Genomic DNA, 26,934 nt, shown 5'->3' on the forward strand with positions numbered 1-26,934 from the left:
TTTCGCCGTTACCCGTCCGACCGCGGCTCGACCAGGTCGATCCGGTACCGCCGCCCGCCCGCTTCGGTCGATTCGACCTCCACGACGACGAACGAGTGGTCGCCGACGTCGACGATGTCGCCCGTCGACAGCGGGCCGTCCGGTCCGGGGACGCCGCGTCGGCGTCGGTTTCGGCGGACTTGCTTCGCCTCTTCGCCGTCTGCGCCGATGACGGTCGGCGCGACGCTGATGACCCCGCGCTCGGCCTCGACCGCTCGGTTCCAGAACGCGTCCGACGGCGGAAGTGGGCCCAGACGGTCCGCCAACTCCGCCCGCGTGAGTCGCTTCATGCGTCCCCGGTCACAGCCAGAGCAGTTGTGCGTGTCGGGTTTCCTCGAACTCCAGGACCGTCTCCTCGTCGACGAGGCCGTGTTCCACCGCGACGCCGACGGCCTCGGTGCCGACGATGTTCGCGACCTGCGCGCGGTGGAGTCCGGCGACGACCGCCTCGGCGTCGGCCTCGACGGCGCCCTCGCCGGCGTAGAACTCCTCGCTGACGGTGAGCGTCACGGGGCCGTCCTCGTACGTCTCGCCGAGGCAGTCCGCGTCGCAGACGGAGACGAGCGTCCCCTCCGCGGTCTCGCGCTCGCGGAGGAGCATCCCGGCGGCTCGGTCGCCCATCTCAGAAGCCCTCGGGCCCCTCGCCCTGGAGTTCGCGCTCCGGGGGTTCGGTCGGTTCGCCGCGGCCGCCCGGTTGACCGCCGGCACCGCCGCGCCCGCCGGCGCCGCCCGGGCCGGGGGCCTGTCCGGTCTGTTCCTCGACCATCTGTCCCTCCGCCTCGCGCCGGATCTCATCGGCACGGTCGGCGACCTCCTCGGCCTTCTCGTGTTCGCCGGCCTCTTCGAGGGCACGCGCCTTCTCCTCTAAGACGCCCGCGCTCCGGTAGCCGAGGCGGATCGCGTTGTCGAAGCAGGTGACGGCGTCCTCGGCGAGGCCTCGTTCGACCAGCAGGAACCCCCGGTTGTACCACGCCTCGGCGAAGCGCGGGTCGGTCTCGACGGCGCGCTCGGCGTGTTCGAGCGCCTGCTCGCCGCGGCCGGACTCCCACAGCGCGTACGCGAGGTTAGTTTCGGCGGTCGCGGCGTGCTCGGAGTCGTCGTCGATCCGCAGCGCCTCTTGGTAGGCGCCGACCGCCTGGTCGAACTCCTCTAACTGGGCGTGAGCCGCGCCCTTGTTCACCCACGCCTCTTGGGCCTCCAGCGAGTCTTCCTCGGCGAAGCTGGCGGCGCGCTCGAACGTCTCCGTCGCCTCCTCGAAGCGGTTGATCCCCATGTACGAGAGTCCGACGTCGATCAGGCGCTCCACGTCGATGGAATCGCTCTCGACGTTCCGCTTGTCGAGGATGTCCGTGAGGACGCGCGAGTCGACGGGGTCGACCGTGTTCGGGTCGGCGTCGATCTCCTCGGGGTCGAGGGTGAACTCCTCGTAGTTGGCGTCGACGCCCTGCCCCGCGGAGAACTCGTGGCGGTCGTCGTCGCGTTCGTCGGTCATATACCCAGTTTTGACGTTCACGCGGCGTAAGGGTTGCGTCAGCGAGCGAACGAGTACGCTGTCAGTGGTGACGACACGGTGGACTCGCCCGCAGTCGCAATCGGGTACGCCCATCTCTCCGATTTCTCTGCGCTACCCACCCTCAGCGCCCGAGCGCGAGCCCTCGCGGTCGCACTTCGAGTTCCCGTCTCTCGCGCGTGCAACTCGCGCCCGGTGGACGACTCGTCGGCACGCGCCACCGTTCGTTTATAAATAATGGAGACGCCGTCTCGGGATCTATTTATACCTAACTCGCTGTCGTAGAGCGCTTATCGTCCGCTCGAGGTCGCTGTCGGCCGTCTCCCGGTTCCTCGCCGCGCGTCCCGGTCGTGAGCGAATCCTGCCCCGGTGCCGGCCGCTTATATACGTACACCCGAAGGTAATCGTATGACCGAGGATTCCCGCGCGGACCGCCGCTCTCCGGTCGGCGAGCCCGTCGTTCGGGCCGACCCCGAGGTGACGGGCGAGCGGGCCGCGGAGGCGGTCGGTTTCGACCCCGACGATCCAGAGAGCGTCGCCGAGGCGGCCGAGACGGTGGCCCGCTTCGCGGCCGGCGACGTCGGCGACGAGGACAACGTGCTCATGCTGCGAGGCGCGGCCGCCTGCGCCGCGCTCGTTCGCGGCGTCGGTTCGTACAAGACGGCGGCCGAGCGCGCTGGAGACGGCGTCTCCGTGGCGTTTATCCGCAAGTGGGCGCGCGTCCACGACCTCCCACGGGCGATCCGCCGTCAAGTCGCGAGCGGTCGGATCGCGCCGAGCGCGGCGAAACACGTCGCGCGCCTCGGCGGTACCGACCGGTACCTGCTCGCGTGGGCGGCCATCGACGGCGACCTCACCGTGCGCGAGGTGCGGTCCATCGCGTCCGCCGTCAACGACGGCACCGATATCGAGACCGCGGTCCGCGAGGCGGGCGTCGAACTCGGCCACGTCGGCCTCCAGCTCCCGCTCGACACGTACGTGGAGCTCCGCCGACGCGCCTCGAATCAAAACGTCGAGCCCGGCGCGCTCGTCGCCGAGGCGCTCGACGACTACTTCGCTGCCGACGAGTCCCCGTAGCGCTCGGCGAACTGACCGACTGCGGCCGCGATCGCCGCCCGTCCCCGCTCGACTTCCCCCCACGCGATCGTTTCATCCGGATAGTGCGCCTCCGTGATGGTCCCTGGCCCCAACAACACGGTCGGGATCCCCGCCGCGACGTAGTGTCTGGAGTCGGCGCCGTAGGTCGCCCCGGTCGGCTCCGGGTTCGGGAGGCCGGCGTCGACGAGTCCCGCCCGCGCCGCTTCGACGATCGGCTCGTCGACGGCGACCTCGCTCCCCTCGAACTGCACGGAGAAGCGCTCGAACGACGGCGGATGCTCGCGCAGCCACGGGTCCTCGGCGACGACATCGGCGAGTCGCTCGCGGAACGCCGCCTCCACCTCGTCGACCGTTTCTCCCGGTGCGACGCCGATCCGGAACTCGGCCGTGAGCGTCGCCGGCACCGTCGACGCCCACGACCCGGCCTCGACGGTCCCGCAGACCACCGGCCACGGGACCGGGAACTCCGCGTATAAGGGGTGATCGACCGCCTCGCCCCGCTCCGTCTCCAAGTCCATGAACGCGCCTCGGATCGCCTCGAACCGCGGGAGGACGTCCTCGCCGCGCCAGCGCGTGGCGGCGTGCGCGCTCCGCCCGCTCAGCTCCAACCGCGCCATCAGCGACCCCTCGGTGGCGACGACGGGACGTAGCTCGGTCGGCTCCGCCACGATTGCCGCGTCGCGTTCGAAGGGGTAGGGGTTCGAGAGCGCCGCGGTCGCCGCTCCGTATCCGCCGTCCTCCTCGCCCGCGACCGCCTCGACGACGACGCGGAGCCCGCCCGGCGGCAGGTCGAGGTCGCCGGCCGCGACCGACTCCCGAACGTCGACCGCCGCGCCCACGCACGCCGCGACCCCCGACTTCATGTCCGCCGCGCCGCGGGCGGTGAGGGTCTCGCCGCCGTCGTCGGCACCCGCGTCGTCCCACTCCGGTTCGAAGGGGTCGCTCGACCACTCCGCGGGCTCTGCCGGGACCACGTCGATGTGGCCGTTCAACACGACCGTCGGCGTCTCGTTCGCGGAGTCGCCCGTTTCGTCATCCGCCGCGCTCGCGCCGCCCAGCGCGAGCACGCCGCCGACGCTCCGTCGTCCAGTCACGTCGCTGGCGTCGAGGTCGTCCGGAAAGGAGGGGTGGTCGGCGAGTCGGTCGGGATCGGCGTCCCACACGTACGTCTCGAAGCCGAGGTCATCGAGGCGTCCCTCGACGAAGTCGGTCGCGGCCGCCTCCTCGCCGGCGGTGGAGGCGAACCGACAGAGGTCGGCGGCGAACGCGCGCATGTCGAAGTCCATGCTCGCGGCGACGGTACCGGCCCGGAAACCGTTTCGGGTCCGCCGAGCAACGGCCCTCCCCGCGGGTGGTTTCTAAACGTTTATCCGTGGTCTGTCCGTACCGATTCGTGTCTGGGCCGGTAGCTCAGTTAGGGAGAGCGTCCGGCTTTTAACCGGACGGTCGGGGGTTCGAATCCCTCCCGGCCCGTTTTCTTGCGACCAACGGGAGCAGTGAAAACGCCAGGGGGATTCGAGGAGACCAGTCGCGCGCAGCGAACGAAGTGAGCGAGCACGTCTGGGCGTGGTTCGAATCCCTCCCGGCCCGCTGTACCGCCGCGAGCACTATCGCGAGCGACGGTGTTGTGCTGAGGGAGGGTTCGAACCCTGCTAGAGGCAGCCCGCGCAGCGAAGCGAGCAGGAACCTCTAGCTCCGGTTCGAATCCCTCCCGGCCCGTTTTCTTGCGACCGACGAGAGTACTCCGTAAGCGGCGGCGGCGCTCACGGGACGTATAAAGAAATCGAGAGTGACGCCGCCGTCGAAACTGCGCCGGCCGTTCAGTACCCGAGCTGCTCGCGAACGAGCACGATCGTCGTCCGACCGTCCTCCGTCTCGCGCCGGTAGACGAGCTGTTTCGCGACCGCCGATTCGACCCCGTACGCCTCCTGTGCGCGCTCGTTCTCCAGCGGGTACGCGACCGACTCCAGCCGGTCGAACGCGTCGTCGAGCGTGGGAACGATCTTGTTCGCGCCGCTGACGATGACCACGTTGCCGGCGGCGAACGGATACGCTCCGATGCGGCTCCCGGAGAGGTCGGCGGCGACGAGCTCGCCCGTCTGGGCAATCGCGTTGATGCCGCCGAGGAAGTAGTCGGCCGTCTGCGACTGTCGGCGTGCGTCCTGTCGCTCGGCGTCGTCGTCGATGCTCCAGATTTCGTCCGGGAGGCTCTCCCACTCGTGGTCCCCCTCGCTCAGGAGCTCCTCAAAGCCGATCTCTTCGAGCGTCGTCGAGTGGCCGTTCATCACGGACACGCCCGCAGGGATCTGCGCTTCGACCGCCGTCAGCGCCTCCGCGGCGGAGTCGACGACGACGACGTCGAACCCGTTGGCTTCGAGGTTCGCGACCGTCTCGTCGAGCGTCTCGTCGTCGGGTAGCTGATCCAGTGAGTCGTCTATCTCGGCGTCGTCTACGTAGTCTGCTTTCTGCTGTGACATTATATATCAAATCGGACGGGACACGCCGAACCGCGCGCTCACGGCGTCCACGCCTCGTGGACTAAGTAAACGCGTGGCCGACACTTAACGGCTCGCGAACACTCGTGTCGGGTGGTTACACCGGTGTTATCGTCGTGTCGCCGGGACGACTACTTGGCGCCCGTCAACGGTGAGCCATCGGCTACGCGGTCGGTCGGTCATAAAAAGCGCGCGTCGTCGGGCCCGCGAGGGGCGCGACGATCGATGTTGATCGGCGGATCGGTTCGGCGGTCGGCGGTCGGTGTTGGGTGTGTGGTGTGGCCTACGCGAAGCTCACATCGCACCGCCCATGCCGCCCATGCCGCCCATGCCGCCCATGCCGCCGGGCGCGCCGCCGGGGCCGCCCTCGTCGCCGCCGTCGTCGGAGCCGCCGCCCTTGAGGTCGCCGGCTGCGATGACGTCGTCGATGCGCAGGATCATGACGGCCGCCTCGGTAGCGGACTCGATGGCCTGGGTCTTGACGCGGAGCGGCTCCACGACGCCCTCGGCCTCCATGTCGATCACGTCGCCCGTGTAGGCGTCGAGACCGGCGCCGAACTCGCCAGCGTCGTGGCGAGCGCGGAGGTCGACGAGCGAGTCGATGGGGTCGAGCCCAGCGTTCTCGGCGAGGGTGCGCGGGATGACTTCCAGCGCGTCGGCGAACGCCTCGACGGCGAGCTGCTCGCGGCCGCCGACGGAGTCGGCGAAGTCGCGGAGCTGCAGTGCGAGCTCGGCCTCGGGGGCGCCGCCGCCGGGCAGGACCTGCCCGTCGAGCAGCGTCGTACGGACGACGCCGAGCGAGTCCTCGATGGCGCGCTCGACCTCGTCGACGACGTGTTCGGTGCCGCCGCGGAGGATGAGGGTGACGGACTTCGCCTCTTCGACGTCCTCGACGAAGATGCGCTCGTCGCCGCCGATGTCCTTCTGGGCGACGGAGCCGGCGAAGCCGAGGTCGTCCGACTCGATGTCGTCGAGGTTGGAGACGACGCGGCCGCCGGTCGCGCGGGCGAGGCGTTTGAGGTCACCGGACTTCGCGCGGCGGACGGCGAGGATGCCCTCCTGCGCGAGGTAGTGCTGCGCCATGTCGTCGATGCCGTCACCGACGAAGACGACGTCGGCGCCGATGTCGACGAGGTGGTCGACCATCTCGCGAAGCTGCGCTTCCTCCTGGTCGAGGAACTGCTGGAGCTGGTCGGGGTCGGTGACGTTGACTTCGGCGTCGATTTCCGTCTCCTTGACTTCGATGGCGCCGTCGAACAGGGCCACGTTCGCGTCCTCGACGGCGAAGGGCATGTTCTCGTCGACGCGCTCCTTGTCGACGATGACGCCCTCGACGAGCTCGGACTGGTCGATCGAGCTGCCGACGACCTTCTCGACGGAGACGTTCTCCGTGTCGATGCCGTCGTCGTCCTTAACAGCGATGACGGCGTCGACGACGAGCTCCGCGAGGATGTCCTTCGCGTTCTCGGCGCCCTTGCCGGTCATCGCCGTCTGGGCGATCTCGACGAGCGTGTCGTAGTCGTCCTCGGAGACCTCGATGGCCTCCTCCTCGAGGATCTCCTTGGCCTTCTCGGCGGCCTGACGGTACCCCTGTGCGAGGGTCGTCGCGTGGATGTCCTGGTCGAGGAGCTCCTCGGCCTGATCGAGGAGCTCACCGGCGACGACGACGGCGGAGGTGGTGCCGTCGCCGACCTCCTCCTCCTGCGTCTCGGAGACCTCGACGATCATGTTGGCCGCCGGGTGATCGATGTCCATCTCCTTCAGAATCGTGACGCCGTCGTTCGTGACGACGACCGATCCGCCGGAGTCGACGAGCATCTTGTCCATCCCTTTCGGGCCGAGCGTGGTGCGGACGGACTCCGCGACCGCCTTGCCGGCCGTGATGTTCATGTTCTGAGCGTCCTTTCCGGATGTTCGCTGTGACTCCTCGGAAAGTACGATCATGGGCTGATTGCCCATCCGCTGGCGCTGTGACATTACAGCCATTGATTGTTTGTGATTCTATATAAACCTTCCGCTCAGTGCATGGGAAACCGCAACACGGTGGCCGGAAGACAAGTGGTGTGTTGCTCATTCTCATGGGTGTTTATATACCCCCACCGTCGCCGGCGTCGGTCGCGGCCGAGACGCTCGAACTCCCGTTCTCGATGCGCCTCGATCCCCCTCGATTCCCGTCGATCGCGTCTGTTTTCTGCCGATGGCTCTGAATTGGGGGTATGACTCGAATCGTCGCGATCTCCGGCAGCCGGCACGCGGACAGCACCACGCGGGCCGCCCTGTCGGTCGCGCTCGACGCCGCGGCCGACGCCGGCGCCGAGACCGATATGATCGATCTGGGCGCGGTCGACCTCCCGCTGTACCACCCCGACGAGGACGCACAGGGCGACAGCGAGGCGCTGAAACGGCGGGTGCGCGAGGCCGACGGCGTGCTCGTCGGCACGCCCGTTTACCACGGCTCCTACTCTTCGACGTTCAAGAACTTCCACGACTTCTGCGGGTCGACGGAGTACGAGTACACCGCGGTCGGCCTGTTGGCGACCGCCGGCGGGGGCTCGTACGGCGGCACTCTCGAACATCTGCGGGCGACGTTCCGGAACGTCCACGCGTGGACCGTGCCCCACGAGGTCGGCATCCGGGGCGCCTCGTCGGTGGTCGACGGGTCGGGAATCGCGGACGATGACCTCCGAAAGCGCACGGAGCAGTTGGCCCGGGTCGTCGTCGAGCACGCGGAGCGGCTGCGCCGATGAGCCGCATTCTCCCCGCCGAACTGAGCGAGCGCCTCGGGACCGACGACGAACCGTTCGTGTTGGACATCCGCCCCGAGTCGGCGTACGCGAACGGTGCGATCGACGCGAGTCGAAACGTCCCCGTGTACGACGCGCTCCGGGCCGGCGACGAGTCGGCCCTCCGCGATAGGCTCGGCGAACTGCCCGACGACCGGGAGATAGTCACCGTCTGCAAGATGGGGATCGTCGCCAAACGAGCGACACGCGTGCTCGACGACGCGGGGTACGAAGCGTCGACGCTCGCGGGCGGGATGAGCGGGTGGAACGGGTACGAGCGGAACTCGCTCGGCTACCGACTCCGCTCGCTGTGGTGGCGACTCCGCGGGTGACCGGGACGCCGACCCGCCGCCCTTTTGACCGCCTCGCTCCTACGGCGCGTATGACAGAACCGGGTGACGACGACCGTGTCCGCTAACCGGAAGGGCGACCGTCGCGAGCGCGAACTCGTGAACGCCCTCGACGAGGCGGGCTTCGCCGTGATGCGCGCGCCGGCGAGCGGGTCGGCCACGGAGCGGGAACTCCCCGACGTGCTCGCCGGCGACGGCGAGACGTTCTACGCCATCGAGGCGAAGTCGAGCGCGGGCGACCCGATCTACCTCACCGGCGAGGAGGTGGAGGCGCTGCTGTTCTTCGCGCAAAACTTCGGCGCGAAGGCGCGGATCGCGGTGCGGTTCGACCGCGAGGACTGGTACTTCTTCCACCCCGGCGACCTCTACACCACCGACGCCGGGTCGTACCGGGTGAAAAAGGAGAAAGCGCTCGCCGACGGCACCGACTTCCCCGAGTTCGTCGGCGAGACGGAGAAGGTGACCCTCGACGAGGTGGGCGCCGACGGCGACGACGGAGTCGACCCCGAGACGGCGGAGCGCCGCGGGGTGCTGGAGGCGGTCCGCGACGGGCACATGCCGGTCGAGGACGCGCTCGACGTGCTGTGAACGGCCGACATCTTTCACGACCGCGACCGAACCGGACGCGGCGACTCGCGCTCGAATCGGCGCCGTCGGACCCGCCTGCTTATCCGTCGCGGCGTCGAACTTCAACCGAATGAGCGAGGAGTTCGTCCTGCTTGAGCCCGACGATCAGCCCGGAGACGAGTGGGAGAAACTGGACGTCTCAGAGACTGAGGCGGACCGGATCGCCCGCCGGCAGGACCGGGAGTTCGACGAGTTCCGCAAGCGGATCAAAGACACCGAGCAGTTCAAACTCCAGGAATCGGTGTTCGACGACGCGACGCTGGCTGCCCTCTACAAACTCGTGCAGGACGGCTACATCGACGCCTTCGGCGGCCCGGTGTCGACCGGGAAGGAAGCGAGCGTCTTCGAGGCGCTCGGCGGGCAGGCGGGCGAGCGACCGGAACCCGGCTCCGCGGCCGCGGGCGGCGGTCCGGAGGGCGTCACCCCGGAGCGCGAGGTGGCCGTGAAGGTGTACCGGATCAACTCCTCGAACTTCCGGCAGATGCGCGACTACCTCGAGGGCGACCCCCGGTTCGAGGGAATCGCGAGCGACAAGAAGGCGGTCGTGCTGGCGTGGACGCGCAAGGAGTTCGCGAACCTCAAACGTGCGCGCAAGGCCGGTGTGCGCGTCCCGGAGCCCATCGCTGTCCAGCGGAACGTCCTCGTGATGGAACTGGTCGGTCACGCCGACGAACGCGCCCGGCGGCTCAACGAGGTCGACGTGGAGAACCCCGAGACCGCCTACGAGGTCGTCCGTGAGTACATGCGCCGGCTCTACCGCGCCGGGCTGATCCACGGCGACCTCTCCGAGTACAACATGATCATCCACGACGGCGAACTGGTGATCATCGATCTGGGGCAGGCGGTGACCGTTCATCACCCCAACGCAGGCGAGTTCCTCGCACGCGACTGTGAGAACGTGGCGACCTTCTTCACCCGGGAAGGGATCGACGTCGACCCCGCCGACCTCCGCGCGTACGTGACGGAGCCGGAGTCGAGCGAGGAGCCGGACTCAGAACCGAACCCGGACGCGGCGTCGAGCGAGGAGCCGGACTCGGACCCGAACCCGGACGCGGCGTCGACCGAAACGCCCGACGAATAGACCGTGGCGGGCGCCCGAGCCGCCGAGTATCCCCGTCACAGGACCGCACACCCGGAGCCGCCGGAACACGTTTAAAAGGCTTGGCCGGGTATCTCAGCGTATGCAACACGTGACGGTTCCGCAGGACCGTATCGGCGTCGTCATCGGCGCCGGCGGTGAGACGATGCGAGAGATCGAGGAGCGAGCGAACGTGCGGCTCGACGTCGACTCGGAGTCGGGCAGCGTCGCCATCGAGGAGCGCGACGACCCGGTCGCCGCGATGGTGGCACCGGACGTCATCAAAGCGATCGGGCGGGGGTTCACGCCGGAGACGGCGCTGTCGATCCTCGACCACGACCTCCGGACGTTCGACCTCATCGACCTCTCGGAGCACACCCGCAACGACAACGACCTCCAGCGCAAGAAGGGTCGGATCATCGGCGAGAACGGCCGCACCCGAGAGCTACTGGAGGAGCTATCCGGCGCGAACGTCGTCGTCTACGGGTCGACGGTGGGCGCGGTCGGGCAGCCCGAGGAGCTGGAAGTCGTCCGTCGGGCGGTCGGGATGCTGCTGGACGGGGCGCCTCACGGCGCGGTGTACTCGTACTTAGAGCGCATGTCGAACGAACTCGACGACGACGTCAGCTTCAACGCGCCGGGGTAACGGCGAGTCGCCAGACTTCGAGGTCGAGTTCCGTTGATCGCTCGCCGTCGCAGTCGCCGCCGTCCGCATTCTCCCAGCCCGTACGCCGTTGTCTCTCCCTCCGCTCACTACGTCTCGTTCCTTCGCCTCCGATGCGCCCGCGCAAGGATCGCGAGCGGCACCGGGCATTATTGTCCCGGCCGCCGACGTGGGAGGTATGGAGCAGATTTCCTTCGGCACCGACGGCTGGCGGGCGACGCTCGACACGTTCACCGACGAGCGCGTGCGGATCGTGGGGCAGGCTATCGCCGACCACCTCGATGCGGCGGGGCACGACGAGCCGGTCGCGGTCGGCTACGACGCCCGCGAGACCTCGGAGGGGTTCGCCGAGAGCCTCGCCGAGGTGCTCGCCGGCAACGGCTTCGACGTCATCCTTCCCGAGCGCGACGCGCCGACCCCCGTTATCGCGTACGCCATCGTCGACCGCGGGCTCGCCGGCGCCTGCATGGTCACCGCCTCGCACAACCCGCCCGAGTACAACGGCGTGAAGTTCATCCCGCACGACGGCGCGCCCGCGCTCCCGGACGTCACCGAGGACGTGGTCGACAGGCTCGCAGAGCCGGATCTGCTCCCCGAGGCCGAGCGCGGCGAGATTTCCCGGGTCGACCTCGTGAGCGCTCACGCTGACGCGGCTCGCGACCTCGTCGGCACCGACCTCGACGGGCTCACGGTCGCGTACGACGCGATGCACGGGAGCGGGCGCGGCGTCACCGACGCGCTCCTCGAGTCCGCCGGCGCCGAGGTCGTCCGACTGCGCTGCGAGCGCGACGTGACGTTCGGGGGTGATTCGCCCGAGCCGAGCGCCGAGCACCTCGAGGAACTGGCCGCTCGCGTCACCGACCCCGACAGCGACGTCGATCTGGGGATCGCCAACGACGGCGACGCCGACCGGATCGCGGTCGTCACGCCCGACCGCGGCGTGCTCGACGCTAACCTCTTTTACGCCGCCACCTACGACCGCCTCCTCGAAGACGACTCCGGCCCCGCCGTCAGGACCGTCTCGACGACGTTCCTCGTCGACCGGATCGCGGAGGCGCACGGCGAGGAGGTGTACGAGACCCCGGTCGGCTTCAAGTGGGTCGCCGAGGCGATGGGCGAGCACGACGCGCTGTTCGGCGGCGAGGAGTCGGGCGGGTTCACCCTCCGCGGGCACGTCCGGGAGAAGGACGGGGTGCTGATGGCGTTGCTCGCCGCCGGGACCCACGCCGCGGAGCCGTTCGACGAGCGGGTGGACGGCCTGCTCGACGAGTACGGACGGATCGCGGCCGGCAAGGTGTCGCTCGACTGCCCGGACGACCGGAAGGAGGGCGTCCTCGACGAACTAGAGGATCACATCCCCGAGTCGGTCCGCGGCTCCCCCGTCGCGAAAGTCGTCACGCTCGACGGGTTCAAACTCCTCTTAGAGAACGGCTCGTGGCTGCTCGTGCGCCCCTCCGGCACGGAGCCGAAGCTCCGAGTGTACGCCGAGGCCGACAGCGGCGCTGCGGTCGACGAACTGCTCGCGGAGGGCCGCGAGATCGTCGAACCGCTGATCTGATCGCGGCCGACCCGGAGCGGGTCGGCTCGTCGTGACCCGCCGGCGACGACTTTCAGTTCCACTTTGCATTCGGCTCGAATATTTATAAATTAACCCCGTACCGTCGTGTGCGGCCGCCCTCCGGCCGCGATACCCATGCACGACGAGTCGCCTGCGCGCTCGACGACGAACGAACCGGCGCCCGACTCCGGTCACGGACCGACCGACGGCACCGAACCCGAACCGACAGATAGCCAACGACGACCCGACGGCCGACCGCCCGCGACCGGGTCGGTCCCGCCACGGACCCGAGACGGGGTGGACCCACCCAACGAGGCTGTGAGTCCGCCATCTGAAGACGCCCCCAGAACGCCGTCGAGCGACGGCGACCCGGACGACGACTCGGACAACGATTCGGACGGAAACGACCCCACAGACGACCCCCTCGCGTACCGGCTCGAGCGGCTCCGACTGTGGCGGGCGCTGGTGACGCTCGCGGTCGTCGTCGCCCGTCTCATCCGGTCGCTTTGAGCGTTTCCGTGGCGGTGCGATTGGGTGCCTTTTTAGGTGATACCGCCTTAGCCAAACGTATATGTTCAAGGCCATCGTGGGCGCGTCGACGTTTCAGGACGCGCTCGATTCGGTGAGCGTGCTGGTCGACGAGTGTAAGATCCGCCTGAACGAGGAGGAGCTCTCGATCCGCGCCGTCGACCCCGCCAACGTGGGCATGGTCGACCTCACGCTCGAAGCCGCGGCATTCGAGTCGTACGAGGCCGACGGCGGCGTCATCGGCGTCAACCTCGCCCGCCTCGAAGACATCGCCGGCATGGCCAAATCCGGCGACCTGATCCACCTCGAACTCGACGAGGAGACGCGCAAGCTCCACATCGAGATCGACGGGCTCTCGTACACGCTCGCGCTCATCGACCCCGACTCCATCCGGCAGGAGCCGGACATCCCGGACCTCGACCTGGCCGCCGAAATCGTCGTCGAGGGCGCTCAGATCGACCGCGGGATCAAGGCCGCCGACATGGTCTCCGACCACATCCGCCTCCGCGTCGATGAGGCCGACGAAGCGTTCTTCATCGAGGCCGAGGGCGACACCGACGACGTCGACCTCGAACTCACCCGCGAGGACCTGATCGCGCTCACCGCCGGTCCCGCCGACTCGCTGTTCAGCCTCGACTACCTGAAGGACATGAACAAGGCCATCCCCGGCGACGCCGAGGTCACCATCGAACTCGGCGAGGAGTTCCCCGTCAAACTCCACTACGGCTTCGCAGAGGGGCTCGGCAACGTGACGTTCATGCTCGCTCCGCGGATCCAGAGCGACTGAAACAGCCGATTACGGCGCCCTCCGAGCAGTTCTCGACAGGACTTCTCACCGACTCGCGTCTCCGTTTACGACCGGAATCGACACCGTCACCACGGTCCCGCGCGGCTCTCGCTCGTCGTAGTCGACGTCCGCCCCGACCGCGGCGGCACCCCACGCAACCACCCACAGCCCCAGCCCGGAGCCGTGTTCGAGCGCCGTTTCCTGCCCCGACTCGACGGCCGCTGTCTCGTGGTCCGGGATGCCGGGCCCGTCGTCAGCCACGGTGAGGACGAACCGGGCGGGACGGTCGCCGTCGGCGTCGCTTCCGTCGGCTTCTCGCCGGAGCGACGCCCGGACCCACGGGCCACCGTCCGCGCGCTCGACGCCCTCGCCGTCGTGGTGGACGAGCGCGTTCTCGACGGTGTTCTCGACGACCGCGCGGAGAGCGTCGGCCCTGACGCGGGTGGTCCAGTCCCCCTCGCCGCGTCCGGCCTCTCGCTCGATATCCACGTCGACGGATCCTCTTTGCTCGCCTCCGCGGGCGTCGGCGGCGACGTTCTCGACGAGTTCGTCGACCGCGACCGCGCTCGCCTCGCCGTCGGAGAGGAGTCGCTCGACGGTGCCGGCCTTCTCGCCGAGCGCGGCCAGCGCGCCGGATCGACGCTCGATTGCGTCGGCCATCCGCGCCAGATCGGGGTCGTCCAGTCGCTCGACGAGCAGTTCACCGTAGCCGTGGACGACGCCGGCGTCGTTACGCAGGTTGTGTCGGAGGACGCGGTTCAGCACCTCCAACTGTTGGCGTCGGCGCTCGCGCTCCGTCACGTCCGAGAAGACGACCGTGTAGCCGACGTGCGTTCCGCTCGGATCGGTTAACGGCGAGGCCGACACCGCGTACGTGCGACGCTCCGCACCGTCTCGGGATTCGACCTCGATCGTCTCGCGGGACCGCCCGTCGTCGGGATTCTCGTTCACGCCGATCGAGCGGTCGAGGAACGCATCGAGCGGGCGATTCCGAGCGGTCTCGGCGTCGACGCCGAGCAATGCCCCGGCCGCGGGGTTGAGACGGACCACGGTCCGGTCGAGCGCGAGCGCGACGATCGGATCGGCGAGGTCGTCGATCGCGGTGCGCTCGGCGGCCCGGCTGGTGGTCGGGTAGCGGTCGAACATCTCCGCGCGGTTGAACGCGTACGCGTCGAGCAGCACGTGCGGGACGAACATGAGGGGCGCGAGCTGGAGCTGCGGCACCGATCCGATCTCCAGCGTCCACGCGACGAGCGCGAACCCGGGCGGCAGCGAGCTCAGCGCGACCGCTGCGCTCTCGCGCCGGTACAGCGGACCGTAGCTGAGCAGGGTGTCGACAAGCAGGAAAACCGCGCTGGCGACGAGCACGGATTCCACGGCGACGACGACGTACGCCCACGGGCCGAACGCGTACGAGACCGTCGCGACGCCGAACGCGGGGTCGATCCCGAACTCGGTCCAGAACGCACCGTGGAGCGGGTTCGTGGCGAGCAGCGCGGTCGAGAGCGCCCCGAAACCGACGATCGTTGCGAACAGGCGACCGCGAACCACGTCGCTCCGGCCCGTGTACTCCAGCGCGAAGCCGAGGAAGGCGACGCCGGTCCAGACGATCCCGAGCCACATCGTCGTCTCCAGTACGGCCCGAAGCGACGGCTCCGTGACGAGGAGGCCGACGCCGTACGAGAGACACCACACTGCCTGCGCGGCGAACACCCCGAGGAACCAGTCGACACCGGGGCGTCCCCGGTGTTCGCGGATCGCCAACGCGAGGCCGATCGCCCCGGCCCCGCCCGCGATCGAGCCGACGGCGGGCCACGCGGGGACGGTGTCAACGGCCATCTGTCGAGTACGACGGCGACGGATGGGGTAAAACTGTCGCGCGGGGGCGGTTCGCGTCCGCACCGCGCCGGAGTCGCCGGCTCAGTCTCCTGCCCGGCGGAACGCCGCGGCGACCGGGACGAGGAGGAGCGCGCCGATGAGAAACGGCGACGCGACGGCGACGGTGTAGAGGATCGCCATCAGCGGCGGCCCCACAGTTCGACCGAGGCTCGAGGCGCCCTGGGTCACCCCGAAGGCGGCCCCCTGTTCCTCGTCGCCGGCGGACGCGGAGACGAGCGTCGCGAGCGAGACGTTCACCAGGGCGTTCCCGAGCGATAGCGCCGCGAGCGCGAGGAGCAGCGTCACCAACGGAAGCGTGAGCCACGCCGGTCCGCCGATCGCCACGTCACCGACCCTCCGGTCGACGACGCCGGTCGCGGGGATCGCGACGAGCGCGGCCGCGAGGACGACCGCCCCGGTCGCGACGAGCGTCCGCGAGGAGATGATCCGCGAGAGCCGGCCGACGAGCACGCCCTGATTCACGGCGCCGAGGACGCCGACGTAGGTGAGGAGGAACGCCGCGGCCGTCGCGTCGTAGCCGAACGCGTCCGCGACGTACGGAATGAACATCACCTGCACGCCCGCGAATGCGACGGCGACGACGAAGTACGCGATAGTCAGCGGTCGGAGGGTGGCCGAGGCCAGCGCCTCTCGGAACTGCCCGATGGCGGTGGTCTGCCCGCCGGCGTGCTCTCCGGCCGGGCGCGTCCGCTTCGGCTCCTCGAGGAAGAGCGCGCCGATGGCGACCGCGAGGAAGCTCATCCCCGCCGCCGCGAAGCTCGGCAGCGAGTACGCGGTCGCCGGCACGAACGCCGGGAAGAGGGCGTCCGCGCGGGCCACCACGGGGTCGGCTGCGAGCAGCCCCCCGATCGCCGGGCCGAAGACGAAGCCGAGCGCGAACGACGCGCCGACGAGACCGAGCGCGCCCGCACGCCGGTCTCGCGGCGTGATGTCGGCGACGTACGCCTGCGCGGCGGCGATGTTGCCGCCCATCGCCCCGGCGAGCGTCCGAGAGGCGAACAGCGTCGCCAACGCCGCCACGGTGCCGAAGCGTGCCCCCGACACTCCGGCGTAGCCGAACGTCACCCACGCGACGCCGGCGGCCGCGAGCGACGCGAGGAGGACTGGACGCCGCCCGATCCGGTCGGAGAGCCGCCCGAGCGTGGGCGCTGCGAGGAACTGGGCCAGCGAGTACGACGCCGCGAGCAGCCCGATGAAGGCGTCGCTGACGCCGAACGACCGGACGTAAAACGGCAGGATCGGGATCACGATCCCGAACCCGACCAGGTCGATGAACACGACGCCGATAACGACCGCGAGCGCGCGCCGCGGGTTGGCGACGGCCGGGGGACGGTCGGCGTCGCCTGCGACCGTGGCGTCACCGTCGTCGCCGCCCGTCGGGTCGGTTGACGCCGGTCCGGCCTCCGGGTGTGTCACGGTGGCGAGAGGCCGCGCGTCAACTTAAAATGGGTCACACGCGGGCCGGCGCAGTCGCGAACTCGACCGCCCGTTCCCCGCTCGACAACTACAGGTGACGCTCGATGACGCGCTTTGCCGCCTGTCCCTTCTCCTTCCAGCCGTACCCCTCGTCGTACACGTGGCGCTTGGCGTCGACGAGCTCCTCGGGCGTCGACTCCTCGAAGCCGCCGCGGTCCCACGTGCCCGACTCGTGAAGCCACTCGATGACGTTCTCGCGCGTCTCGGGCCACGACAGCCCGACCATCTCGTACCACGCGACCATCGCGAAGACGGCGTTGTCGTGACAGCCGGGGACGGAGCCGTACTCGTAGACGGTCCGCATGGGGTCGCGGGTCGGCTCGGAGACGAGTTCCTTGAACTCCGCGGCGGTGAGTAGTCGAAGCCGACCGCCCTCCTCGACGATGCGCTGCTCGCGCTCCAAGGCGTCGAGCGCGGCCTTGTGGAGCCCGCCCCACTCGCCGTGAACCGCCTCGCGGAGCGTGGACTCGGTCATCCCGTCGGCCTCGGCCGTGAGGACGGTCAACAGGTCGGTGTACGCCTTCTCGATGGTCGGCCAGCTCACGCCCTCGAAGTCGCAGTCGGCGTCGTGGAGGCTGTTGGTCGTCCGACAGCCGGGACACGGGTAGCGGAACGTCGGCACTACGTGGGAGTGCGCGGCCGCGGGAGTTAGGGTTTTCGCGACGGCCCGCCGGAATCGGAGCGCCGGCCGAGCCCGGAGACGCCCGGATCGCTGCGACCGATCACGGGCTTCCGAAACGTTTACTCGCCGGCCGGCCGCACTTCACACGGTATGACAAAAGTCAGCATCATCGGTGCGGCGGGGACCGTCGGGGCCGCGGCCGGCTACAACCTCGCGCTGCGCGACGTGGTCGACGAGCTCGTTTTCGTCGACATTCCGGACCAGCGCGAGACGACGATCGGACAGGCGGCCGACGCGAACCACGGCGTCGCGTACGACTCGAACACGACCGTGCGGCAGGGCGAGTACGAGGACACCGCCGGCTCGGACGTCGTCGTGATCACGGCCGGCATCCCGCGGCAGGAGGGGCAGACCCGGATCGATCTGGCGGGCGACAACGCGCCCATCATGGAGGACATCGGCTCGTCGCTGGCCGAGCATAACGACGACTTCGTCACCGTCACCACCTCCAACCCGGTCGACCTGCTGAACCGTCACCTGTACGAGGCGGGCGACCGCGACCGACACAAGGTCGTCGGCTTCGGCGGCCGACTCGACTCCGCGCGCTTCCGCTACGTTCTCTCCGAGCGCTTCGACGCGCCGGTCCGGAACGTAGAGGCGACGATCCTCGGCGAGCACGGCGACGCGCAGGCGCCCGTCTTCTCGAAGGTCCGCGTCGACGGTCGCGACCCGAGCTTCGACGCCGACGAGAAAGAACAGATCCTCGCGGACCTTCAGGAGTCCGCGATGGACGTGATCAGCCGCAAGGGCGCCACGCAGTGGGGCCCGGCCACCGGCGTCGCGCACACGGTCGAGGCCATCCTGAACGACACCGGCGAGGTGCTCCCCTGCTCGGTCGTGCTCGACGGCGAGTTCGGCTACGAGGACACCGCGCTCGGCGTCCCCGCGAAGCTCGGATCGAACGGCGTCGAGGAGGTCGTCGAGTGGGAGCTCGACGAGTACGAGACCGAACTGCTCGACGAGGCCGCAGAGAAGCTCTCCGAGCAGTACGACAAGATCGCCTGAGACGCGCCGGTCCGACGAGGCCGGGATTTGCCGGCGTTCACCGGTGATCCGCTGACAATTTTGGATCAGGAACCGACTCGGAGCTCCTCCCCCGCTTATTCGCTGTCGACGTTCGAGAAGAACTCCACGTCGCCGGCGATGACCGCGCTTGCGACCACGCCACCGCCGACCAGCAGCGCGACCACGAGCGTCGTCAGCGTCGCCGAGAGCGCGCTCCCGCCGACCGCAACGCCGACGAACGCGCCGACGGAGCCGCCGACGCCCCCGGCGATGATCGCGAGCGTCTGTGCCTCGCTCATAGCTGTCGGTTTCCTAACACGGATAATAAGCGTTCGCGTCAGGCTCTCACGGGTGATAACGTAGGTGCGATGCCGACGGCAAGCGCTCGCTCCCGCCGCTCAGCGCGGGTAGCGCCGTCCGATATCGAGGTCGCCGCCCGCGTCGTCTCCGCGGTCTCCACCGGCCCCCTCGTCGGCGTCGCTTCCCCTGTCGTCGCTCTCCGCGTCATCGCCCTCCTCTTCGCCGCCCGGACTCACGCTCCCGGTCCGGTAGCCGGCCATGTCGAGGGTGACGTAGTCGAACCCGATATCGGTGAGATGTTCGTGGACCGCGTCGGCGAACGCCGGGTCGAGGGCGCGTTCAAGCTCGTCCGGGGCGATCTCGACACGCGCGAGCCCGTCGTGGTCGCGGACGCGGAATCCCTCGAACCCCCACTCGCGGAGCACTCGCTCGGCCTTCTCCACGCGCGTGAGTCGCTCCTCAGTCACCGCCAGTCCGGTCGGGATCCGCGAGGAGAGACACGCCATCGACGGCTTATCGGCGACCGACAGATCGTACGCCGCCGCGATCGCGCGGACCTCGTCTTTGGTGATCTCTGCGTCCAACAGCGGCGAGGACACGTTGAGCTCCTCGACCGCGCGCAGGCCGGGCCGGTGTCCCTCGCCGGGGTCGTCGGCGTTCGTCCCGTCGCACACCGTGCCGATTCCGAGCTCTTTGGCCGCGTCGTACATCCGACCGAGCCGCATCGTCCGGCAGTGGTAACACCGGTCGCCGTCGTTGGCGACGAAGTTCGGGTCGTCGAGTTCGGAGAAGGTGACCGTCTCGTGTCGGATCCCGATTTCGCCGGCGACCCGCTTGGCGTCGTCGAGTTCGGCGGCCGGCAGCGTCTCGCTCCGCGCCGTGCACGCGACCGCGTCGTCGCCGAGGGCGTCCCGTGCGAGCGCGGCGACGACCGCGGAGTCGACGCCGCCGGAGAAGGCGACGAGGACCCCGTCGCGCTCGCCGAGGGCGTCGCGTGCGGCCGCCGCCTTCGCCGCCGTTTCGGGGTCGAGCGCGTCCCGGACGGCGGCGAGGGTGTGAGTACTCATGCCCCCGCGTTCGCGGGGGGCGGGAAAAAGCGCGTCGGCCGCGGGCGGGTCGATTCGCGGGCCGGTTCCCGCGTCGCTCGGATCGCGACCCCCTATCCTTTTGCGCGTTGCCGCGATAGCGGCGAGTAGATGGATCTGGAGGCGATCCCCGGCGTCGGGGCGAAGACGGCCGCCGCGTTGCGCGAGCTCGACGACCCGGTCGGGACCGTCGAGTCCGGTGACGTCGCCGCGATCGCTCGCGCGCCGGGCGTCAACGAGGCCCGCGCGGCCCGGATCGCCCGCGGCGCGATCCGCCGGCGACACGGCGACGACGGCCGCGTCCTGGCGACCGACCGCGCTCGCGAGGTGTATCGGGAGGCGATCGACCTGCTGCGCGAGCGCACGGTCACCGACTACGCCGCCAAGCGGCTGGAGACGTTCTACCCCAGTTCGTCCGCCTCGCGGATCGAGGAGGCACAGGCGTTCGTCGAGTCGGCGATGGACCGCGCTCCCGACCCCGCGGTCCGGGAGGCGCTCGCGGGCGTCGAACCGCTCGCCGATCCCCCCACCGTCAGGGTTCGCGACCGCTGTCTCGCGACTGCCGACGCCGAGACGCTCGCACGGGCCGAGGCCGCCGTCCCCGAGCTCTCGGTCGAGACCGTCGAGAACGCCCGCGACGTCTCCGAGCTCGCTCGCTCGTACGCGACCGTGATCGTCTTGGACGAGGAGTTCGCCGGGCTCGATGTCGAGGGCGACGTCCACGTCCGGCCGGACGCGCTGGAGACGCCCGCGGAGACCGTGCCCGAGCGCCTCCTGTCCTTTTTCGCCGCGAACCGCGAGCGACTGGAGGCGGCCGCGGCGGTCCACGAGGCGGCCGACCGCTCGGCCGCGGCGGACCCCGACGCCCTCCGCGACGCCCTCGCGCGGCTCGACGACGACGGGACCATCGTCGGCGACGAGGAGCTGTCGCGGCTGACCGCCGCCGTCGACGATTTAGACGCCGCGGTGTCGACTGCGGAGTCGGTCGCGGACGACCGCCTCAGAGAGGCGATCCGCGAGCGCAACGTGACCATCGAGGGGACCGACTTCCTCTCCCTCGTCGAGCAGGGGGCCCGCGTGGACTCCCTCTTGGATCGGGAGCTCGCCGACGAGTACGACGACGCGATGGCCCGCGCTCGCGAGCACCTCGCCGACGCGCTCCGCCTCGAGCCGGAGGAGGCGGAGCTCGCAGACCGCGTCTTCGGCGACGACCCCTCGTTTCCGGTCGACCACGACGAGACGGCCGTCTCGCGACTCAGCACCGAACTGGCCGCCGCCCGCGACCGGCGAGCCGCCCGGTTGAAGGCCGAGTTGGCGAGCGACCTCGGCGATTTGCGCGAGCCGGTGGAGGCGCTCGTTCGCGACGCTCTCGAACTCGACGTGGAGCTCGCCATTTCGCGGTTCGCCCGCGACTTCGACTGCGCGATGCCGGAGGTGGTCGCGCCAGACTCCCCCGATCCGGGATTCCGCATCGAGGGCGGCCGCTCTCCGCTCCTCGACGTCGATTTCGCCGACGCCGAGCCGATCGATTACGCCGTGTCGGGCGCGACGCTGCTCTCGGGGGTCAACTCCGGCGGGAAGACCTCTACGCTCGACCTCGTGGCGCTCGTCGTCGTGCTCGCGCAGATGGGGATGCCCGTACCCGCCGAGTCGGCGACGGTCGAGCGGTTCGAGGAGATCCACTACTACGCGAAGTCGCAGGGAACGCTCGACGCTGGCGCGTTCGAGGCGACGCTTCGAGACTTCGGCGACCTCGTCGAGGGCGCCGACGGTCGCCTCGTCCTCGTCGACGAGTTGGAGTCGATCACGGAGCCCGGCGCCTCCGCGAAGATCATCGCGGGCATCCTGGAGGCGCTCGACGGACAGGACGCCACCGCGGTGTTCGTCTCTCACTTGGCCCGCGAGATCCGCGACGCGGCCGACTTCGACATCGCCGTCGACGGTATCGAGGCGGCCGGGCTCGTCGACGGCGAACTCCGGGTGAACCGCTCCCCGCGGAAGGGGCACCTTGCGCGCTCGACGCCGGAGCTCATCGTCGAGAAGCTCGCCGGCGACCGTGACACCGACTTCTACGAGGACCTCTTAGAGAAATTCTGAGACGGTCGATCCCGCATCGCGGGCCTCGTCGGGCCTCAGTCGCCGTCGAGTTCGGCCGTGACCGTGATCTCGATATCGAGCGGCGCGGGCAGTCGGGACACCTCGACGCAGGTTCTGGCCGGGTACGGCTTCGAGAGGAACGACTCGTACGCTTCGTTCACGGCGTCGTAGTCGTCCATGTCGGTGAGGTAGACGTTCGCCGTCACGATGGCGTCCGCGGTCGTGCCGGCCGCTTCCAGAATCGCGGCGACGTTCTCGAGCGTCTGCGTCGTCTGCTCGGCGACCGATTCGGGGGCCTCACCGGTGTCCGGATCCACGCCCGTCTTCCCCGACACGTGAACCGTGTCGCCGGAGACGATCCCCTGCGAGTACGGTCCGAGGGCCTCCGGCACGTCGTCGCTCGTGATCTCTTTCATCGATCGGAGCCACGACGCATACACACATCAAGACACGGGTCGCGGACGTGCCCCGGGGAGGCGCTCAGATCAACACAGTCCGGGCGAGTCCGAGGAACACGAGGAACCCCAGCACGTCGGTCGCCGTGGTGATGAATATCGTCGCTGACGTCGCCGGGTCGATGCCGAACTTGTCGAGTGTTAGGGGCATGAGCGCACCGAAGAACCCCGCGATGACGAGGTTCGCGATCATCGACACGCCGATAACGGCACCGAGCAGGATTCCGAACTCACCGTACGAGAGGGCCGTCGCGATGACCGCTACGAGCGCGCCGGTGATGATCCCGTTTACCGCCCCGGCGACGGCCTCGTTCGCGATGATGCGCTTGCCCGTCGCCAGCGATACCTGCCCGAGCGAGATGCCGCGGACGGTGACCGCCATCGACTGCGTGCCCGCGTTTCCGCCCATTCCGGCGATGACCGGCATGTAGGCGGCGAGGATCGCGATGGTGGCGATCGTCGACTCGAACAGGCCGACCACCGCCGCGGCTATGAACGCGGTCCCGAGATTGAGGATGAGCCACTTGTACCGCCGGCGGATCTTCACGCCGGGCCCGTCGAGGACGCTCTCCTCCTCGGCGACGCCCGTGAACTCGTACAGCCGTTCGCCGGTGGCCTCGCCGATCAGTCCCAGGAGGTCGCTCGCGTAAATCACGCCGAGGATGTCGTCGTCCTCGTCGAGCACGGCGACGGTCCGCTCGCTGTTCTGCCGGAACACCGCCAACACCTCCTCGTCCGCCCTGTCGTACCGGACCGAGGGCGTCTCACGCACGTAGTCGGCGATCGTATCCGTCTCCGGATCGGCGGTCGAGAGCGCCGACCCCGGCAGTTCGCCGAGGAGCACGTCGTCTTCGGTGACGAAGATGGTCGGTATCCGCCCGGTCCGCTCCTCGAAGCTCCGGACGCGTTCCGTCACCGCCTCGAACGACCGGCCGGCGTCGACGGTGACGTAATCCAGATGCATCACTCCCGCCGCGCTCTCGGGATCGAACGACAGCAGGAACTCGACCTTCTCGCGGCGAGTGGCGTTGAGCGTGTCGAGCAGCGTCTCGCGGATCGACTCGTCGACGTAACCGAGCACGTCCGTGATCTCGTCGGGGTCGAGCCGGTCGAGGAACGCCTCCAGCTCCACCCGACTCATGTCGGTCGCGACCGCGGCCCTAACGTCGGCCGTGAGTGCGAAGAAGGCGTCGCGCCACTCTCGCTCCGGCAGCGAGGTGAACCGCTTTCCGGGCCGCTGGGACATGGCGATCTCCGCCTGGCCCCCCTCCGCCTGACTGTCCATGCACGTGGGGCACGTGGGGCACACAAAACGGTACCGGGACTCGATGCGGGTCCCTCGGTCCGTCCGTCGTCTGTCGCGCTCCCCGGAGTCTCCGGAGTCCCCGGAGTCCCCGGAGTTCTCGGAATCTCTGGAGTCCTTGGAGCCCCCTCAGTCGTCGGCGGCCGCCGGCTTCCGCCGGTCGTCTCGCGGTCCCTCGATGTCGACGTCGGGGAGCAGGTCGCGCAGGTAGCGCCCGGTGTGAGAGTCGTCGGTGCGGGCCACCGCCTCCGGCGTCCCGCTGGCGACGAGCTGGCCGCCACCCTCGCCGCCCTCTGGGCCGAGATCGACGATGTGGTCGGCGTTCTTCGCCAGGTCGAGCTCGTGTTCGATGACGATCACCGTGTTGCCGCCGTCGACGAGGCGGTGGAGCACGTCGATCAGCTTGCGCTCGTCCTCCTTGTGGAGTCCCGTCGTCGGCTCGTCGAGCAGATAGAGGGTATCGCCCGTCGCCTTCTTACCGAGCTCCTCGGCGAGCTTCACGCGCTGCGCCTCGCCGCCGGAGAGCGTGGTAGAGGGCTGGCCGAGTTCCATGTAGCCGAGCCCCACGTCTTTTAAGAGCTTCAGCCGGCGCTGGAGTCCCTGGTGGCTCTTGAAGAAGTCGTACGCCTCGTCGACACTCATGTCGAGCACGTCCGAGATGGTCGCGCCTTTATACGTAACGTCGAGCGTCTCGTCGTTGTAGCGCGCCCCGCCGCACTGTTCGCAGGGGACGTACACGTCCGAGAGGAAGTTCATCTCGATCTTCACCGTTCCCTGCCCGCCGCACTCCTCGCAGCGCCCGCCCTTCACGTTGAACGAGAAGCGGCCCTTCTCGTAGCCGCGGCGCTTCGAGAGCTTGGTCTCCGCGAACAGTTCGCGGACGTAGTCGAACACGTCGGTGTACGTCGCGGGGTTCGAGCGCGGCGTCCGACCGATGGGCGACTGGTCGATGAGCCGCACCGTCTCGATCTCCTCGATGCCCTCGATGGCGTCGTGCTCGCCGGGGTCGACGGAGGTGTTGTCGTTCATCTCGCGGGCGAGCCCCTTATAAAGAACGTCGTGGACGAGCGTCGACTTCCCGGAACCGGAGACGCCGGTGACGGTCGTCAGCGTGCCGAGCGGGAGCGACACGTCGAGGTCCTTGAGGTTGTGTTGGCGGGCGCCTCGCACGGTCAGTTCGCCGTCCGGTTCGCGCCGCTCTGCGGGCACCGGAATCTCCTTGCGCCCCGAGAGATAGTCGGCGGTGATCGACTCGTCGGCCGCGACGATGTCGTCGAAGTCGCCCTGTGCGACCACCTCACCGCCGCGCTTGCCGGGGCCGGGTCCCATGTCGATGATCTCGTCGGCGCGGCGCATCGTCTCCTCGTCGTGTTCGACGACGACAAGGGTGTTCCCGAGGTCACGGAGGCCGGTGAGCGTGTCGAGCAGGCGGTCGTTGTCGCGCTGGTGGAGCCCGATCGACGGCTCGTCGAGGACGTACAGTACGCCGACGAGTCCAGAGCCGACCTGTGTTGCGAGCCGGATGCGCTGGCTCTCGCCGCCCGAGAGCGTCGATGCCTCGCGGTCGAGCGTGAGGTACTCCAAGCCGACTTCCTCCATGAAGCCGAGCCGCGCGCGGATCTCTTTTAAAATCTCCTCGGCGATCTTTGTGTCGCGCTCGCCGAGCCGCGCCTCCATTCCCTCGAAGTGCGCTCGGGCGTCGGCGATCGACATCTGGTTCACCTCGGTGATCGGGGTGCCGTCGACGAGCACGTGACGCGACTGCTCTTTTAAGCGAGTACCCTCGCAGTCCGGACACGTGGTGACGGCCATGTACTCCTCGATGTGGTCGCGGGCGCGCTCCGAGTCGGTCTCGACGTGCCGGCGCTCCAAGTTCGGGATGACACCCTCGAACCGCTCGGTCTTCTCGCGGGTGCCGTTCTTCGTCGTCCACTCGAAGTGGACCAGGTCGTCGGTGCCGTAGAGGAACTGCCGCTGGATCGTCTCGTCCAACTCCTCGAACGGGGTCTCAAGCGAGACGCCGAAGTGGTCGGCGACGTTGTCGAGTTGGCGGGAGTAGTAGGTCCGGTCGTAGCTCCACGGCTCGAAGACGTGTTTCAGCGGCTTCGAGGCGTCCTCGATCACGAGGTCTTCGTCGACCTCCTTCGTAGAGCCGATCCCCTCGCACTCGGGACAGGCCCCGTACGGGCTGTTAAAGGAGAACGAGCGCGTCTCGACCTCGGAGAACTGAAAGTCCGAGTTGGGGTTGCCAAGCTCCTCGGAGAACTCGACGATCAGCCGGTCGTCGACGTCGGCGTCCGCCGCGAGCGACCCGGTCGAGCGCGCGTTGGAGGCGAACGGCACGTCCGCGGGCGGGTCCGGGACGATCAGCTTGAGCGCGCCGCCGGCCTCCTCCAGCGCCGTCTCGACGGAGTCGGTGATCCGCGAGCGGGCGTCGGGAGAGACGGTCACGCGGTCGACGATCACGTCGATCGTGTGGTCGTAGTTCTTGTCGAGGTCGGGGTCGTCGAGCGTCAGGTCGACGGGCTCGCCGTCGACCTCGACCCGGGCGTACCCGTCGCTCACGAGTTCCTCGAACAGCTCCTCGAACGCGCCCTTCTGGTCGCGAACGACCGGCGCGGCGATCTTCGCACGCGTCCCCTCGGGGAGTTCGAGGATCTGTTTCACCATGTCCTGGGCGGACTGCTCGCCGACCTCCTCGCCCGTGATAGGGTCGTACTGGGTGCCGATCCGCGCGTACAACAACCGGAGATAGTCGTGCAGTTCGGTGACGGTCCCCACGGTCGAGCGGGGGTTGTTCGCGGCGTTCTTCTGGTCGATGGAGATGGCGGGCGAGAGCCCCTCGACGGCCTCCACCTGCGGTTTGTCCATCTGGCCGAGGAAGTTGCGAGCGTACGCCGACAGCGACTCGATGTACCGGCGCTGTCCCTCGGCGTAGACGGTGTCGAACGCGAGTGACGACTTCCCCGACCCGGAGAGCCCGGTGACGACGGTGAACTCCTCGCGTGGGATCCGGACGTCGAGGTCCTTGAGGTTGTGTTCCTCCGCGCCTCGAACCTCGATGAAGTCCTTGCTCATCTACGCCCGGATAGGGAACTGACGGACGTGTACCTGT

Annotated in this window: 25 protein-coding genes and 1 tRNA gene; 12 read left to right on the forward strand and 14 right to left on the reverse strand. The window is 69.0% G+C overall.

Annotated features, from left to right (window positions below):
- Positions 1–8: 8 nt before the first annotated feature.
- From ACNS84_RS05605 to ACNS84_RS05615, 3 genes are read right to left on the reverse strand one after another with little or no spacing between them, the layout of a single operon-like run.
- Entirely contained in the window at positions 9–329 is a 321-nt protein-coding gene (locus ACNS84_RS05605; RefSeq protein WP_435073866.1) for a hypothetical protein, read from the reverse strand.
- A 10-nt stretch (positions 330–339) separates the two neighbouring features.
- Positions 340–639, reverse strand: coding sequence for a DUF424 domain-containing protein (locus ACNS84_RS05610; RefSeq protein ID WP_435074708.1), 300 nt, complete (start codon positions 637–639; stop codon positions 340–342).
- 22 nt (positions 640–661) lie between these two features.
- Entirely contained in the window at positions 662–1,531 is an 870-nt protein-coding gene (locus ACNS84_RS05615) for a tetratricopeptide repeat protein (RefSeq protein WP_435073867.1), read from the reverse strand.
- Between the two features lie 426 nt (positions 1,532–1,957).
- Between ACNS84_RS05615 and ACNS84_RS05620 the strand changes: the two genes are divergently transcribed.
- Positions 1,958–2,626 carry a DUF7119 family protein gene (locus ACNS84_RS05620; RefSeq protein ID WP_435073868.1) on the forward strand — a complete coding sequence of 223 codons (669 nt, stop codon included), beginning with the start codon at positions 1,958–1,960 and terminating at the stop codon, positions 2,624–2,626.
- Here ACNS84_RS05620 and ACNS84_RS05625 read toward each other — a convergent pair.
- The gene (locus ACNS84_RS05625; RefSeq protein WP_435073869.1) at positions 2,599–3,933 is read right to left on the reverse strand and encodes a M20/M25/M40 family metallo-hydrolase; all 1,335 of its coding nucleotides are present in this window, start codon (positions 3,931–3,933) and stop codon (positions 2,599–2,601) included. The two genes, ACNS84_RS05620 and ACNS84_RS05625, sit on opposite strands and share 28 nt — an antisense overlap.
- Positions 3,934–4,046: 113 nt before the next feature.
- On the opposite strand from ACNS84_RS05625, the gene ACNS84_RS05630 reads away from it, so the two are divergent.
- Positions 4,047–4,120: transfer RNA gene (locus ACNS84_RS05630), tRNA-Lys, on the forward strand.
- 347 nt (positions 4,121–4,467) lie between these two features.
- On the opposite strand, the gene ACNS84_RS05635 is transcribed toward ACNS84_RS05630, so the two are convergent.
- Complete coding sequence (locus tag ACNS84_RS05635; RefSeq protein ID WP_435073870.1) at positions 4,468–5,124, reverse strand: lactate utilization protein; 657 nt, start codon at positions 5,122–5,124, stop codon at positions 4,468–4,470.
- A gap of 312 nt (positions 5,125–5,436) precedes the next feature.
- Positions 5,437–7,086, reverse strand: coding sequence for a thermosome subunit alpha (thsA, locus tag ACNS84_RS05640; protein WP_435074709.1), 1,650 nt, complete (start codon positions 7,084–7,086; stop codon positions 5,437–5,439).
- Positions 7,087–7,358: 272 nt separating this feature from the next.
- On the opposite strand from thsA, the gene ACNS84_RS05645 reads away from it, so the two are divergent.
- The 8 genes from ACNS84_RS05645 to ACNS84_RS05680 all read left to right on the forward strand — a co-directional run bounded on the left by ACNS84_RS05645 (position 7,359) and on the right by ACNS84_RS05680 (position 13,517).
- Positions 7,359–7,889, forward strand: coding sequence for an NADPH-dependent FMN reductase (locus tag ACNS84_RS05645; RefSeq protein ID WP_435073871.1), 531 nt, complete (start codon positions 7,359–7,361; stop codon positions 7,887–7,889).
- Entirely contained in the window at positions 7,886–8,257 is a 372-nt protein-coding gene (locus tag ACNS84_RS05650) for a rhodanese-like domain-containing protein (protein WP_435073872.1), read from the forward strand. Before ACNS84_RS05645 ends, ACNS84_RS05650 begins: the two co-directional genes overlap by 4 nt.
- 63 nt (positions 8,258–8,320) lie before the next feature.
- Positions 8,321–8,863 (forward strand): Holliday junction resolvase Hjc, encoded by a 543-nt coding sequence (hjc, locus tag ACNS84_RS05655; RefSeq protein ID WP_435073873.1) that lies wholly within the window; start codon positions 8,321–8,323, stop codon positions 8,861–8,863.
- Between the two features lie 109 nt (positions 8,864–8,972).
- A complete protein-coding gene (gene rio1 / locus ACNS84_RS05660; protein WP_435073874.1) occupies positions 8,973–9,983 on the forward strand; it encodes a serine/threonine-protein kinase Rio1 in 1,011 nt (336 codons plus the stop codon).
- Between the two features lie 100 nt (positions 9,984–10,083).
- On the forward strand, positions 10,084–10,626 hold the full coding sequence (locus ACNS84_RS05665; RefSeq protein WP_435073875.1) for a KH domain-containing protein: 543 nt from the start codon (positions 10,084–10,086) through the stop codon (positions 10,624–10,626).
- 196 nt (positions 10,627–10,822) lie between these two features.
- On the forward strand, positions 10,823–12,202 hold the full coding sequence (locus ACNS84_RS05670; protein ID WP_435073876.1) for a phosphoglucomutase/phosphomannomutase family protein: 1,380 nt from the start codon (positions 10,823–10,825) through the stop codon (positions 12,200–12,202).
- A gap of 135 nt (positions 12,203–12,337) precedes the next feature.
- Positions 12,338–12,712, forward strand: a complete 375-nt coding sequence (locus ACNS84_RS05675) for a hypothetical protein (protein ID WP_435073877.1) — start codon at positions 12,338–12,340, stop codon at positions 12,710–12,712.
- Positions 12,713–12,773: 61 nt separating this feature from the next.
- Positions 12,774–13,517 carry a DNA polymerase sliding clamp gene (locus ACNS84_RS05680; RefSeq protein ID WP_435073878.1) on the forward strand — a complete coding sequence of 248 codons (744 nt, stop codon included), beginning with the start codon at positions 12,774–12,776 and terminating at the stop codon, positions 13,515–13,517.
- A 45-nt stretch (positions 13,518–13,562) separates the two neighbouring features.
- On the opposite strand, the gene ACNS84_RS05685 is transcribed toward ACNS84_RS05680, so the two are convergent.
- From ACNS84_RS05685 to ACNS84_RS05695, 3 genes are all read right to left on the reverse strand, one after another.
- Entirely contained in the window at positions 13,563–15,356 is a 1,794-nt protein-coding gene (locus ACNS84_RS05685) for a histidine kinase N-terminal 7TM domain-containing protein (RefSeq protein ID WP_435073879.1), read from the reverse strand.
- Positions 15,357–15,437: 81 nt separating this feature from the next.
- Entirely contained in the window at positions 15,438–16,832 is a 1,395-nt protein-coding gene (locus tag ACNS84_RS05690; protein WP_435073880.1) for an MFS transporter, read from the reverse strand.
- Positions 16,833–16,920: 88 nt separating this feature from the next.
- Positions 16,921–17,514, reverse strand: a complete 594-nt coding sequence (locus ACNS84_RS05695; RefSeq protein ID WP_435073881.1) for a DUF7474 family protein — start codon at positions 17,512–17,514, stop codon at positions 16,921–16,923.
- Positions 17,515–17,664: 150 nt separating this feature from the next.
- Between ACNS84_RS05695 and mdh the strand changes: the two genes are divergently transcribed.
- Positions 17,665–18,579: a malate dehydrogenase gene (gene mdh / locus ACNS84_RS05700; RefSeq protein ID WP_435073882.1), complete on the forward strand. Its 915-nt coding sequence runs from the start codon at positions 17,665–17,667 to the stop codon at positions 18,577–18,579.
- A gap of 95 nt (positions 18,580–18,674) precedes the next feature.
- Here the strand turns inward: mdh and ACNS84_RS05705 are convergent, their stop codons facing one another.
- Positions 18,675–18,878 carry a hypothetical protein gene (locus tag ACNS84_RS05705; protein ID WP_435073883.1) on the reverse strand — a complete coding sequence of 68 codons (204 nt, stop codon included), beginning with the start codon at positions 18,876–18,878 and terminating at the stop codon, positions 18,675–18,677.
- A 99-nt stretch (positions 18,879–18,977) separates the two neighbouring features.
- The gene (larE, locus tag ACNS84_RS05710) at positions 18,978–19,946 is read right to left on the reverse strand and encodes an ATP-dependent sacrificial sulfur transferase LarE (RefSeq protein ID WP_435073884.1); all 969 of its coding nucleotides are present in this window, start codon (positions 19,944–19,946) and stop codon (positions 18,978–18,980) included.
- A 129-nt stretch (positions 19,947–20,075) separates the two neighbouring features.
- Between larE and ACNS84_RS05715 the strand changes: the two genes are divergently transcribed.
- A complete protein-coding gene (locus ACNS84_RS05715; protein WP_435073885.1) occupies positions 20,076–22,061 on the forward strand; it encodes a MutS-related protein in 1,986 nt (661 codons plus the stop codon).
- Between the two features lie 35 nt (positions 22,062–22,096).
- Here ACNS84_RS05715 and ACNS84_RS05720 read toward each other — a convergent pair whose 3' ends face one another.
- The 3 genes from ACNS84_RS05720 to uvrA all read right to left on the reverse strand — a co-directional run bounded on the left by ACNS84_RS05720 (position 22,097) and on the right by uvrA (position 26,897).
- The gene (locus tag ACNS84_RS05720) at positions 22,097–22,477 is read right to left on the reverse strand and encodes a RidA family protein (RefSeq protein ID WP_435073886.1); all 381 of its coding nucleotides are present in this window, start codon (positions 22,475–22,477) and stop codon (positions 22,097–22,099) included.
- 64 nt (positions 22,478–22,541) lie between these two features.
- Complete coding sequence (locus ACNS84_RS05725; protein ID WP_435073887.1) at positions 22,542–23,801, reverse strand: magnesium transporter; 1,260 nt, start codon at positions 23,799–23,801, stop codon at positions 22,542–22,544.
- A gap of 147 nt (positions 23,802–23,948) precedes the next feature.
- The gene (gene uvrA, locus ACNS84_RS05730; RefSeq protein ID WP_435073888.1) at positions 23,949–26,897 is read right to left on the reverse strand and encodes an excinuclease ABC subunit UvrA; all 2,949 of its coding nucleotides are present in this window, start codon (positions 26,895–26,897) and stop codon (positions 23,949–23,951) included.
- Between the last annotated feature and the right edge of the window lie 37 nt (positions 26,898–26,934).

The sequence above is a fragment of the Halorubrum wangae genome (assembly GCF_051194135.1).
In the GTDB taxonomy this organism is placed as follows: domain Archaea; phylum Halobacteriota; class Halobacteria; order Halobacteriales; family Haloferacaceae; genus Halorubrum.

Coding starts and splice junctions, on each gene's coding strand:
- ACNS84_RS05635 (WP_435073870.1), bottom strand. CDS start 5,124: ATGTCACAGCAGAAAGCAGACTACGTAGACGACGCCGAGATAGACGAC.
- thsA (WP_435074709.1), bottom strand. CDS start 7,086: ATGATCGTACTTTCCGAGGAGTCACAGCGAACATCCGGAAAGGACGCT.
- ACNS84_RS05620 (WP_435073868.1), top strand. CDS start 1,958: ATGACCGAGGATTCCCGCGCGGACCGCCGCTCTCCGGTCGGCGAGCCC.
- larE (WP_435073884.1), bottom strand. CDS start 19,946: ATGAGTACTCACACCCTCGCCGCCGTCCGGGACGCGCTCGACCCCGAA.
- ACNS84_RS05615 (WP_435073867.1), bottom strand. CDS start 1,531: ATGACCGACGAACGCGACGACGACCGCCACGAGTTCTCCGCGGGGCAG.
- ACNS84_RS05670 (WP_435073876.1), top strand. CDS start 10,823: ATGGAGCAGATTTCCTTCGGCACCGACGGCTGGCGGGCGACGCTCGAC.
- ACNS84_RS05605 (WP_435073866.1), bottom strand. CDS start 329: ATGAAGCGACTCACGCGGGCGGAGTTGGCGGACCGTCTGGGCCCACTT.
- ACNS84_RS05645 (WP_435073871.1), top strand. CDS start 7,359: ATGACTCGAATCGTCGCGATCTCCGGCAGCCGGCACGCGGACAGCACC.
- ACNS84_RS05680 (WP_435073878.1), top strand. CDS start 12,774: ATGTTCAAGGCCATCGTGGGCGCGTCGACGTTTCAGGACGCGCTCGAT.
- ACNS84_RS05725 (WP_435073887.1), bottom strand. CDS start 23,801: ATGGACAGTCAGGCGGAGGGGGGCCAGGCGGAGATCGCCATGTCCCAG.
- ACNS84_RS05705 (WP_435073883.1), bottom strand. CDS start 18,878: ATGAGCGAGGCACAGACGCTCGCGATCATCGCCGGGGGCGTCGGCGGC.
- rio1 (WP_435073874.1), top strand. CDS start 8,973: ATGAGCGAGGAGTTCGTCCTGCTTGAGCCCGACGATCAGCCCGGAGAC.
- ACNS84_RS05685 (WP_435073879.1), bottom strand. CDS start 15,356: ATGGCCGTTGACACCGTCCCCGCGTGGCCCGCCGTCGGCTCGATCGCG.
- mdh (WP_435073882.1), top strand. CDS start 17,665: ATGACAAAAGTCAGCATCATCGGTGCGGCGGGGACCGTCGGGGCCGCG.
- uvrA (WP_435073888.1), bottom strand. CDS start 26,897: ATGAGCAAGGACTTCATCGAGGTTCGAGGCGCGGAGGAACACAACCTC.
- ACNS84_RS05610 (WP_435074708.1), bottom strand. CDS start 639: ATGCTCCTCCGCGAGCGCGAGACCGCGGAGGGGACGCTCGTCTCCGTC.
- ACNS84_RS05650 (WP_435073872.1), top strand. CDS start 7,886: ATGAGCCGCATTCTCCCCGCCGAACTGAGCGAGCGCCTCGGGACCGAC.
- ACNS84_RS05625 (WP_435073869.1), bottom strand. CDS start 3,933: ATGGACTTCGACATGCGCGCGTTCGCCGCCGACCTCTGTCGGTTCGCC.
- ACNS84_RS05720 (WP_435073886.1), bottom strand. CDS start 22,477: ATGAAAGAGATCACGAGCGACGACGTGCCGGAGGCCCTCGGACCGTAC.
- ACNS84_RS05665 (WP_435073875.1), top strand. CDS start 10,084: ATGCAACACGTGACGGTTCCGCAGGACCGTATCGGCGTCGTCATCGGC.
- ACNS84_RS05715 (WP_435073885.1), top strand. CDS start 20,076: ATGGATCTGGAGGCGATCCCCGGCGTCGGGGCGAAGACGGCCGCCGCG.
- ACNS84_RS05675 (WP_435073877.1), top strand. CDS start 12,338: ATGCACGACGAGTCGCCTGCGCGCTCGACGACGAACGAACCGGCGCCC.